General features: G+C 42.7%; 11 protein-coding genes. 4 read left to right on the top strand and 7 right to left on the bottom strand.

Annotated features, from left to right (window positions below):
• Positions 1-57: 57 nt before the first annotated feature.
• On the bottom strand, positions 58-1,389 hold the full coding sequence (gene bioA, locus PSU72_RS12570) for an adenosylmethionine--8-amino-7-oxononanoate transaminase (RefSeq protein ID WP_300432939.1): 1,332 nt from the start codon (positions 1,387-1,389) through the stop codon (positions 58-60).
• A 104-nt stretch (positions 1,390-1,493) separates the two neighbouring features.
• Here bioA and PSU72_RS12575 point away from each other — a divergent pair, with 104 nt between their 5' ends.
• Positions 1,494-3,407, top strand: coding sequence for a U32 family peptidase (locus PSU72_RS12575; RefSeq protein WP_300432940.1), 1,914 nt, complete (start codon positions 1,494-1,496; stop codon positions 3,405-3,407).
• Between the two features lie 168 nt (positions 3,408-3,575).
• The gene (gene yjjJ, locus PSU72_RS12580; RefSeq protein ID WP_300432941.1) at positions 3,576-4,943 is read left to right on the top strand and encodes a type II toxin-antitoxin system HipA family toxin YjjJ; all 1,368 of its coding nucleotides are present in this window, start codon (positions 3,576-3,578) and stop codon (positions 4,941-4,943) included.
• 31 nt (positions 4,944-4,974) lie between these two features.
• Here yjjJ and PSU72_RS12585 read toward each other — a convergent pair whose 3' ends face one another.
• From PSU72_RS12585 to PSU72_RS12610, 6 genes are all read right to left on the bottom strand, one after another.
• Entirely contained in the window at positions 4,975-5,373 is a 399-nt protein-coding gene (locus tag PSU72_RS12585) for a nuclear transport factor 2 family protein (RefSeq protein WP_300432942.1), read from the bottom strand.
• Between the two features lie 69 nt (positions 5,374-5,442).
• The gene (locus PSU72_RS12590; RefSeq protein ID WP_300432944.1) at positions 5,443-5,844 is read right to left on the bottom strand and encodes a DoxX family protein; all 402 of its coding nucleotides are present in this window, start codon (positions 5,842-5,844) and stop codon (positions 5,443-5,445) included.
• Between the two features lie 121 nt (positions 5,845-5,965).
• Positions 5,966-7,096 carry a phospholipase A gene (locus tag PSU72_RS12595; RefSeq protein ID WP_300432945.1) on the bottom strand — a complete coding sequence of 377 codons (1,131 nt, stop codon included), beginning with the start codon at positions 7,094-7,096 and terminating at the stop codon, positions 5,966-5,968.
• Between the two features lie 146 nt (positions 7,097-7,242).
• A complete protein-coding gene (locus PSU72_RS12600) occupies positions 7,243-7,584 on the bottom strand; it encodes a zinc ribbon domain-containing protein YjdM (protein WP_300432946.1) in 342 nt (113 codons plus the stop codon).
• A 71-nt stretch (positions 7,585-7,655) separates the two neighbouring features.
• A complete protein-coding gene (locus PSU72_RS12605; RefSeq protein WP_300432947.1) occupies positions 7,656-8,714 on the bottom strand; it encodes an aldo/keto reductase in 1,059 nt (352 codons plus the stop codon).
• An 11-nt stretch (positions 8,715-8,725) separates the two neighbouring features.
• The gene (locus tag PSU72_RS12610) at positions 8,726-9,286 is read right to left on the bottom strand and encodes a hypothetical protein (protein WP_300432948.1); all 561 of its coding nucleotides are present in this window, start codon (positions 9,284-9,286) and stop codon (positions 8,726-8,728) included.
• Positions 9,287-9,493: 207 nt separating this feature from the next.
• On the opposite strand from PSU72_RS12610, the gene PSU72_RS12615 reads away from it, so the two are divergent.
• Both PSU72_RS12615 and groL read left to right on the top strand, forming a co-directional pair.
• Positions 9,494-9,781 carry a co-chaperone GroES gene (locus tag PSU72_RS12615; RefSeq protein WP_013147113.1) on the top strand — a complete coding sequence of 96 codons (288 nt, stop codon included), beginning with the start codon at positions 9,494-9,496 and terminating at the stop codon, positions 9,779-9,781.
• 132 nt (positions 9,782-9,913) lie between these two features.
• Positions 9,914-11,554, top strand: coding sequence for a chaperonin GroEL (gene groL / locus PSU72_RS12620; RefSeq protein ID WP_300432950.1), 1,641 nt, complete (start codon positions 9,914-9,916; stop codon positions 11,552-11,554).
• The last annotated feature ends 31 nt before the right edge of the window (positions 11,555-11,585 follow it).

Below are 11,585 nucleotides of genomic sequence, written 5' to 3' on the forward strand. Positions count from 1 at the left end.
TTTCAAGCCGACAACTCGACTTAAAAGCCGACCTACACAAATTCTTTAACAAGCTCATTACAACGAACATTTAACAGCCTCTAAAGTCGCATTCACCATAAAATCAATTTCATCTTCGCCAATTGTGTAAGGTGGCATCCAATACACGGTATGTCCAATTGGGCGCAGTAATAGATCGTGCTTTATGGCAGCTTGATAGCATTGTTTAGCGAATTGCGCATTTTGTGTATCGACATCAAACGCGAATATCATGCCAGTGTTTTGTAGGCCTGGCGTACGCAGATGCTTGATTGGCAGGTCAGTAAGCACTTGCATTTTAGCTTGTATCAACTTAGATTTTTCTTGGTTATTTTGTAAAATACTGTCTGTTTCAAATATCGCCAGAGTCGCCAATGCGGCACTGCATGCGAGCGGATTACCGGTGTAGCTATGGCTATGTAAAAAGCCACGCACTGTGCTGTTATCATAAAAAGCTTGATAGACTTTATCTGTGGTGAGCACGGCGGATAAAGGCAAATAACCACCTGTGATGCCTTTGGATAAACAAATAAAATCGGCAATATCACTGACTGAATTAGCCGCCTGTTCACAAGCAAACATGGTGCCTGTTCGGCCAAAACCCACGGCAATTTCATCTGCAATTAAATGTACTTCATATTCACTACAAATTTCGCGCACACGACGCAAATAGGCTGGATGATACACCCCCATACCTGCGGCACATTGGACTAAAGGTTCAATTATAAAAGCTGCCAAATCGGCATGATGTGCCGCCACATAGTTTTCTAAAGCTTGCGCACAACGTAATGCAAACGCTTCCGCATCCTCCCCCGCTTCTGCTAAGCGAAAATCCGGGCTAGGCATTTGAGCAGATTGCATTAATAGCGGCGCATAAGTATCTTTAAAAATCGCCACATCGGTGACTGATAAAGCGCCAAGGGTCTCACCGTGATAACTATTTTGTAAGCTGATAAATTTGGTTTTATTAACCTTACCAATATTGCGCCAATAATGAAAACTCATCTTCAACGCAATCTCAGTCGCACTAGCGCCATCACTACCGTAAAAAGCATGCCCCAAACCCGTCAGCTTAGCCAGCTTCTCTGACAACTCCACCACAGGCTCATGGGTAAACCCAGCCAGCATCACATGCTCAAGCGTATCAAGCTGCAATTTAATCGCATCTTTAATACGTGGATTATTATGCCCAAACAAATTTACCCACCACGAACTGACAGAATCTAAATATCGTTTACCGTCCGCATCGTAGAGCCACACGCCATCTCCACGCTGAATAGGAATAAGCGGGTAAGTCTCGTGTTGCTTCATTTGCGTGCAGGGGTGCCAAACGGATTTCAGACTTCTGTTCAATAAATTTTGATTGTTCATGTCAGAATTGTACGATGTTTTTCATGCACTTATAAATCAAATGTCGTCATTCGTGGCTGTTTCGTCTAAAATTCGGTATTCGCTAATATCATTGCTTACATGACATGCAAAAAACCCGTCGCCATCTTGAATTACTCGCCCCTGCACGCAACGCTGATTTCGGTATTGAAGCCATTAATCATGGTGCGGATGCGGTATATATTGGCGGCCCAGCATTTGGTGCGCGTGCGAAAGCGCCCAATACGGTTGCGGATATTGCGCGTTTGGTGAAACATGCGCATCGGTATCATGCCGAAGTATTTGTAGCGTTGAATACGATTTTTCATGACAACGAATTAGCAGGCGCTCGCGAATTGGTTCAGCAACTTTACGATGCCGAGGTAGATGCGCTGATTGTGCAAGACATGGGTTTACTTGAAATGGATTTACCGCCGATTCAGCTTCATGCAAGTACGCAAACTGATATTCGCACCGTTGATAAAGCCGTGTTTTTAGATCAGGTTGGTTTTTCGCAAATTGTGTTAGCGCGCGAATTAGATTTACGCACTATCAAACAAATTGCTGATGCAACCAGCTGCAACTTAGAGTTTTTTATTCACGGTGCGCTTTGCGTGGCGTTTAGCGGGCAATGTTTTATTAGCCATGCGCATACTGGCCGCAGTGCTAACCGTGGCGAATGTTCACAAGAGTGTCGTTTACCGTTTACGTTAGAAGACCAAAAAGGTCGCATTATTGGTAAAGATAAACATTACCTTTCAATGAAAGATAATGATCAAAGCTCTAATCTGCGGGCTTTGATAGATGCGGGCGTGAGTTCATTTAAAATTGAAGGCCGTTATAAAGATTTACCCTACGTAAAGAACGCCACCGCGCATTACCGCCAAATGTTGGATGAAATTCTTAACGAATCACCAGAGTTGGCAAAATCATCTGCGGGTGACAGCACTTATACATTCACACCGCAACCTGAAAAAACCTTTAACCGTAGTGCGACGGATTATTTTGTAAACGGTCGCAAAGGTGACATTGGTGCGTTTGATACACCTAAGTTTTCGGGCGAAATTTTAGGTAAAGTCAGCAAAGTCGGTAAAGACTTTTTTGAAGTTGAAACGGACACTCAACTGCACAATGGCGATGGCGTATGCTTTTTTGATGTGCATAAAGAATTAGTCGGCTTGCGTGTGAATACCGTCGATGGCAAAAAGTTATACCCAAATGAGATGCCAATCGATATTAGAAACAATATGATGGTGTATCGCAATCGCGACCATGCATTCATGCGCCTGCTAGAAAAAAGCTCTGCTACTCGAAAAATCGCGCTGCAAATGATTTTTGCTGAAACTAGCAATGGCTTTACACTAAGCGTGACGGATGAGACCGGCCTTAGCGTAACGGTAGAATGTCCAGCCGATAAATTACCTGCTGGCAACCAAGAGAAAGCCGAAGCCAGCTTACGCGATAATTTAAGCAAACTAGGCAATACCGATTTTACTGCAACTGAAGTCTACATACAAACAACTCAAACATGGTTTGTACCCGCATCAGTAGTAAACAATTTACGGCGTGATGCCATTGAGCAATTACAGAAAGCACGTCAAGCAGCCTATGTGCGACCGCCGCGTAAACCAGCCGCAGTGCCAGCAGCTATTTTTCCAGAAGACACACTTAGTTATTTAGCCAATGTTTACAACCAAAAAGCGCGCACCTTTTACGAGAAACACGGCGTAAAACTCATTGCATCAGCCTATGAAGCCAACAAAGAGTTAGGCGAAGTACCGCTGATGATTACCAAGCACTGCCTACGCTTTAGCCACGGACTTTGCCCAAAAGAAGCTAAAGGTGTGATTGGTGTGCAAGGCACTGTGACCGCCGAACCAATGACGCTTATCAACGGCAACGACAGGTTCACGCTAAAATTTGATTGCAAACCCTGTGAAATGCACGTAATGGGTAGCATTCGTAAACCTGTGATAAAAATGGGCCCACCGCAAACGGTGATGTTTCACCCGAAAAGATAGAATAGATTTTTCATATAAACTAGCACAATACACCCTATTTTATCTATTCACGAGCAATAGATAACTCTCGCCTAATAAAAAATAATATCATTACAAATCAATGCATAAGTGATATTATGTTTTTATAAAAACATAATAGTATCTATTCAATATATATTCAAAAATATAATGACAACTGATAATGAACTCATGCAATATTTATTTTCTGGCTCGCAAACCGCCAGCGAGCTAAGTACGCGTGCGCAAGTTAGTCAGCCAACCTTATCGCGACGTATTGCGGCGATGGGCGATGCAGTTGTGCGAATTGGCAATGCTCGACAATCTCGTTACGCACTGGCGCGTTCACTAGCAGGGCAGGGGCAGTTTTCAGTATATCGCATTAGTCCGCAAGGGCAGGTTCAGCCACTGGCACACATTACCCCCATTCAGCCTGAAGGTTACGTTGTAAATATACCAACGGAAAATACGCCAACCAACAGCACGTATCACCAAAGCTTGCCTTGGTGGCTAACTGACAACCGCCCACAAGGTTTTATTGGTCGCAGTTTTGTGCATCAATGGGCATCAATACTAGGCTTGCCCACCGAGCTTAATTTATGGAATGATGACCACGCCTTAATTGCCCTGAGTCAGCACGGAGTTGATTGTTCTGGCAACTTAATTATTGGCGATACCTCACTCAATATTTACCTGAACCAAGCGCCAACAAATTTCATTGCCTATCAATTACGGCCAACGCGCTATACCGAATCAGCAATTGCAGCATCAGCAGGCGAGCTTGTGGGGTCATCCGCTGGCGGCGAACAACCAAAATTCAACACACACATACAAGGCGAAAATGCGCCATACACCGCCTTAGTAAAATTTAGCAGCCCACAAAACAACCCAGCCACTCGCCGCTGGCGTGATTTACTCATTGCAGAACACTTAGCCTTAAATACACTCGGCGCAGCAGGCATTGTCTGTGCGCAAAGTGAGTTACTAGAAACCGACACACAAACATTTTTAGAAACAGTCCGTTTTGACCGCATTGTTAATGCTAACGGCAATATAGGCAGGCTAGGCGTAGTGTCATTAGGGGCGTTAGATGATGAATTTACTGGTCTAGCACTAGCATGGCCGCAAGTAACCCTTGCGCTTACACAAAAAAATATTATTACGCCAATCGCGCATCAAACTACCGCAAAGGTTCATGCATTTGGGCAACTAATCGCCAATGCAGACATGCATCGTGGAAATTTATCATTCATGCACACAAGCGGCTTACCCCTAAACCAATCGCTCGAACTAGCGCCAATTTACGACATGCTCCCCATGCACTACGCGCCACGTAGCAGCGGCATGATTCCTACCGAGCCACCAACATTCAGCATTCACCACGCAGATAGCCTGCCCTACCTGCGTGAAATGCTGCCAATAGCACAAAGTTATTGGCAAACAATAGTAGGTGACGCGCGGATTAGCGATGACTTTAAATTGATAGCCGCGCTGCAAATAAGTGTTCTGAATGGCTTACAAGCAAAAATTAGTGAATAGATTCAACTCTATTTACTTTTAAGTCACCAACCTAAAACATCGTATTACGATTAGCTGACTTACTTGGTACGGCTTGCAATACATCCCAATGCTCTACAATAAGTTTGTTTTCTACACGAAATATATCAACCACCGCGCTGCCAATATCGTTGGCTGATTCTTTGCAGTGACTATGCACCGCCACGATGTCGGCATCGGCAATGACTCTTTTGATTTCACAACGATAATCAGTACTCTCAACATACGCAGCAAAACCCTTAATGAAGGCCTCTCGGCCATCTGGAGCTTCTGGGTTGTGCTGAATATATTGCGTTACAGAGATATATTTTTTCGCTGCGGCAATTGGGTGTTTTTGCACAAAAGCTAAATCAAAAAATTGTGTGACAATCTTTTTTGGAGAGCTAGTTTCTTTCGCGTTCACATTAGACATGCAAACTAAAGATATGCAAACCAGCAAAAGGAATGCGCACAATACACTTAGCGATTGGCGCATCATCATTTAAGATTTTTTGAGCAAGGAATCTAAGCTAAATGCACCAGCACCTGCAGCACTAAAGTACAAGAATACGAAGCTAAACATTACAGCCAACTCACCTTGATTCAAGATTGGTAAGAATCCACCTGGCGCATGTGCCATAAAATAAGCCACAGCCATTTGACCCGATAAAATGAATGCAGCTGGTCGAGTAAACAAACCTATCATCACCAGAGTGCCTCCAACCAGCTCAAGCACGCCAGCAAGCCCCATTAAAGACATTAATTGCAAACCATCAAACATTGCAACATGCGGCATACCTAACAATTTTGCACTGCCATGTTGAAGGAAGAGAAAGCCAGTAACGATGCGAAGTAAACCTAGGATACAAGGTGCCCATTTACTGCAAAATTGACTATTAAACATATAAACCTTTCTTAATTAACAGAACGTGAAACGTAACTTTAAACTTAATTGATATACAAATCATTCATTTAAAAATATTTAAAATAAAGAATGCTGGGCTTTGTTTATTAGGATTGGTCGCCTACTCACCAAGTGAAATGCCAATGCCGAAAATCGTTTGGTCATAGTTGTAATCTAGCAAGCTTGCACCATAACCAGTTGAGGCCATCAGATGTAACTTCAAATATGGGTTATTGAGCACTTGCCTTTGCAAATCTAGCTGAGCATACCCTTTGTTATCGCCGCGTAAGTTATTCCTTAGTGTTAAGGTTGCCGCATTTTTACGATTATCATCTTCCCATCTAATTGCCATGTCTCCATAACCTAGATACTTTTCAATATCAGAATTATCATCTTCGCTTTCAGGTATCCTCCACCAAGGACGTACCATGAGAGAAACATTATCGGTTAACTCCCACCCACTTTCGAGATACAAGCGATTCCAACTTCTAGAGGTAGGATTAGAGCGCCCGTTTGACTGATGTACTAAGCCTAGATTTAGCATTCTTGGAATATAGTGCTTCTTTTCTCCGTTTACCTGATTATCTATGCCTAGAGACAACATGATTTCAGGCTCATAATTATTCTCACGTAGCGGTCTTGATGCTTTTGAATCAAACACCTGCCAATTTGATTGCTGTGAATAAGCCGCCCATATTCTTGAGCTGGTGACATAAGGTAAATTACGAATAAGCGGGATGTTATTCATTACCTCTGTTTTCAAGCTGATTTGAAACTTTAAGTCTTTGTCATCTAAGTTTCTATCAACATTATTCAATTGACTAGGTGATTGAGGCACATCATTCGTGTTATTGGTTTTGGTGATCAATAAGTAATTAGACTTATAGGTTTCAAAATCACTTATATTCCAGTCACCTTGTGAGGTCAGCCGCCATTTTCTTTCCAAATAACTTAGCTGTGGACTTGGTTTTTCAATCGCGATAGCTGGAGTAATTACTGGAGCTGAGTTTACCGAATGCGCTTGTTCTGGGCTATTGGTTAATGTGTTAGCAGCTTCTTCTAAAAGCTCTTTAGGGGTATTAATACTATCAAAGCAAGATAAGCGTTTTTTTGCCTCGAAATCATTAGGATAAAGTTTCTTACACTTGATTAAAGCCTGTTCCACAGTCACTGTTTCTTGCGCCAATAAAGCTGTAGGCATCCATAAAACTAAGAAAAACGCTCGCATAGCTTTACTTTTAAAATTGTTCATCTAAGTTATCCGTTGCGTGTATAAATTGTTGCGCTGTTTATTATTGAATAACTAAGAGAATAAAAAAACTCTGTTGATACTTGTTAATGCCGCACTAGGAATCTGCATTCTGTAGCCACCTTCATCTTACAGGCAACGTCAGTACTTTAGGCTTTTTTAACGAACTCGGACTTCAATTTCATCGCACCGATGCCATCAATTTTGCAATCAATGTCATGGTCGCCATCAACAAGACGAATGTTTTTAACTTTGGTACCCACTTTAACCACCAATGATGAACCTTTTACTTTCAGGTCTTTAATCACGGTGATGGTATCGCCATCTTGCAGCACGTTGCCATTAGAATCACGCACGACTTTTGTATCCTCAGCGCCATCTGCCGCGGCACTTTTTGACCATTCGTGCGCACATTCTGGGCAAACGTAATTATCGCCATCTTCGTAGGTGTATTCTGAGTGACATTTTGGACATGCTGGTAAAGCGCTCATGGTGACTTTCTTTTCAATTTAAACGTTTCAAAAACTCTAATTTAGCTGCTGTAGATTTGTTTACTACAAATTTAAGGTGCTGGATTCGTCATCGCAAGATGCAACTTATCAATTTCCTGCAATACTTCTGGTGACAGCGTTGTATTCCAAGCACCTATATTTTCCTGCAATTGCGCCATACTGGTCGCGCCAACAATGGTGCTTGTGACGCTCCAGCGGTGCATCACAAAACTCAATGCCAGTTGTGTTGGCGTTAAACCGTTATCACGAGCTAATTTGGCATAGGCGGCGCTGGCATTAGCTACATTCGGTTTGGTGTAGCGCTGCGCATAACCTCTAAATAAAGTCACACGACCTTTTGCGGTAACGTCGTCAATGTACTTACCGGTTAAATGTCCAAAAGCCAGCGGAGAATAGGCTAGCAAACTAACATTCTCACGATACAAAATCTCGCTAATGCCAAAATCAATGGTGCGATTCATCAAGTGATAACTATTTTGCAAAGTGGCTACACGCGGCAAGTTGTATTCTTTGCTGATCCGCAAAAACTCCATCATGCCCCACGGTTGCTCGTTGCTTAGACCAATGGCGCGTATCTTCCCTTCATTGACAAGCTCTGCTAGCGTTTCTAATTGCGTATGTATGCTCACCCAAGCCTTTTGGGTGCCTTGCGCATCAAGTTCTAATTTAGGGTCAAACTGGTATTGCCCAAACAACGGCACATTGCGCTCTGGCCAATGTAATTGGTAAAGGTCGATATAGTCGGTTTGTAAACGCTTTAAAGAGTCGTGAATGGCGCTGCGAATATTGTCACGCGTTAAAGAATCATCGCCACCACGAATGTAATTGAGCCCTCGGTTACGTCCTGCGACTTTGCTACCTAAAACAATCTTATCGCGCGCTTGGTTTTTAAGCCAATGACCAATCATAGTTTCGGTACGCGTAAAGGTTTCTGCCTTAGGCGGAACGGGATACATCTCAGCAGTATCAATAAAATTAATACCCTGCGCTAAAGCATAATCCAACTGTTCGTGCGCCTCAGCTTGTGTGTTTTGGTCGCCATAAGTCATGGTGCCCAAACAAACTGAAGATACCTTAAGATCGGAGTTTCCTAATTGACGATATTGCATAGTTAATACGCCTAATGCACCGTTTGGTGCGATGAAATAATACTTACTTCTCTACTGTCGACAGTCATCAACAAATCCCAACCAGCCTCGCGAGTGGCTAGCTGCATCATATTCGTGACGGCATGAACAAGTTGAGGAGTAAGTGCGATTTTAACGGATTGTCCATTAGTGCATTGCAGCTCTAATTGTGGCGGCAAGTTCACCACACCAACAATCAGACATTGAGCAGCTAGCATGGGCGCTTCAAAGCGTGATTCACGGTCAACGAGATATTCGGATTTGAAATCTAGATTTTCGATTTGTTTCAACTCAGTGGCTTCGCGCGAAAAGCTTTCGATGGCTTCGTTTTTAGCTTCAGGCGTCGCTATTGCAGGGAGTGCAAATTGTGTTGCAGTGGGCATAGTGCTATTCGCCACGCCATTAAGCAAATTCCACATACTCTTGCATAAACGGCGCGTAATCCACACCGCCACTTCGGTTTTATCAGCAAGACCTACTTTAAGTAAGAGTCGATCTTCTTGCTCATTAAAACCTAAGTTAATTTGCTCAATCGCGGATTCGTTTTGTGACATTTGCTTACTTTGAATATTAAATACAGTACACAGCATAAGGTTTTTATCACAATTTTTCTATATTTAATCTTGAAATATCTCAATCTAACCCAATTAACAATACACCATCTAGCACTCTCATTGTTTGAGTGCTAAAATCGCACTCGCTTTGCATGGCATGCAAGCCATGTGCAATATATTTTAGTAATTTAATTTTTGGAGAACCTTATGAAAATTCGTCCTTTACACGATCGCGTCATTGTTAAACGCTCAGAAGAAGAACGTACAACCGCTTCTGGCATTGTGATTCCTGATAGTGCTACAGAAAAACCTGATCAAGGTATTGTGCAAGCCATTGGTTCTGGCAAACGTGATGACAGCGGTAAAGTAATCGCTTTAGACGTTAAAGTTGGCGATAAAGTGTTGTTCGGTAAATACGCAGGCCAAACTGTAAAAGTAGATGGCGAAGAGCTATTGGTAATGCGTGAAGAAGACATTATGGCGATTGTTGAGTAATTTTCTTGTCATTCCGTACTCGATACGGAATCCAGTGGCTTAACGACGCTGGACACCGACTTCCGTCGGTGCGACGAATATCAGAAAGTAACTTAGGCATTTAATTCGAATTAAGAACTTAGGAGCAATAACATGGCAGCAAAAGACGTAAGATTCGGCGATGAAGTTCGCCAAAAAATGACAAACGGCGTTAACATTTTAGCTAACGCAGTTAAAGTAACGCTAGGTCCTAAAGGCCGTAACGTAGTATTAGAGCGCTCATACGGCGCTCCAACCATCACTAAAGATGGTGTTTCAGTCGCTAAAGAAATCGAATTAAAAGACAAATTCGAAAACATGGGCGCGCAAATGGTAAAAGAAGTGGCTTCAAAAACTTCTGATATCGCTGGTGACGGTACAACAACTGCTACAGTTTTAGCTCAAGCGATCATCCGTGAAGGTATGAAATCTGTTGCTGCTGGTATGAACCCAATGGATTTAAAACGTGGTATCGATAAAGCAGTTGCTGCTGCGATTGCAAACTTAAAAGAACAATCAAAACCATGTACAACGAGCAAAGAAATTGCACAAGTTGGTTCTATTTCTGCAAACTCTGATGAAACTATCGGTAAAATCATTGCTGATGCAATGGACAAAGTAGGTAAAGAAGGCGTGATTACTGTTGAAGACGGTTCAGGCCTTGAAAGCGAATTAGACGTAGTTGAAGGTATGCAGTTTGACCGTGGCTACTTGTCACCCTACTTCATCAACAACCAAGAGCGTCAAATTGCGTTGTTAGATAATCCATTCGTATTGTTACACGACAAAAAAATCTCAAACATCCGTGATTTACTTCCAACTTTAGAGCAAGTTGCTAAATCTGGTCGTCCATTATTGATCATTGCTGAAGACGTTGATGGCGAAGCATTGGCTACTTTAGTAGTTAACAACATTCGCGGTATCTTGAAAACAACTGCTGTTAAAGCGCCTGGTTTCGGTGATCGTCGTAAAGCAATGTTGGAAGATATTGCCATGTTAACTGGCGGTACTGTGATTGCTGAAGAAGTTGGCTTGAAACTTGAAAACGTAACGCTTGAGAATTTAGGTCAAGCTAAACGTATTGAAGTAGGTAAAGAAAACACGATCATCATTGATGGTCACGGTGTTGAAGCTAATATCAAAGCACGTATCGCTCAAATCAAAACACAAATCGAAGAAGCTTCTAGCGACTACGATCGTGAAAAATTGCAAGAACGCGTAGCTAAATTAGCTGGTGGTGTTGCAGTGATTAAAGTTGGTGCTACGACTGAAATCGAAATGAAAGAGAAAAAAGCCCGCGTTGAAGATGCATTACACGCAACACGTGCAGCGGTTGAAGAAGGTATTGTTGCTGGTGGTGGTGTTGCATTGATTCGTGCACGTGCAGCGATTGCATTGGTTAAAGGCGATAACTTAGACCAAGATGCTGGTATCAAAATCGTATTGCGCGCTGTTGAAGAGCCATTGCGTCAAATCACTCAAAACGCTGGTGTTGAGCCTTCAGTAGTTGTTAACAACGTTGCTGCTGGTAAAGGCAACTACGGTTATAACGCTGCTAACGAAACATACGGCGATATGATTGAAATGGGTATTTTAGATCCAACTAAAGTAACGCGCTCTGCATTGCAAAATGCGGCTTCAGTAGCTGGCTTAATGTTGACTACTGATTGTATGGTTGCTGAACTACCTAAAGATGACGCACCAGCTGGTGGCGGTGATATGGGCGGTATGGGTGGCATGGGCGGTATGATGTAGTTTTAGATTTGTATCATCTTGCCGCCCATCC

Origin of the sequence: Methylotenera sp. (genome assembly GCF_029945535.1) — a bacterium.
Lineage (GTDB): Bacteria > Pseudomonadota > Gammaproteobacteria > Burkholderiales > Methylophilaceae > Methylotenera.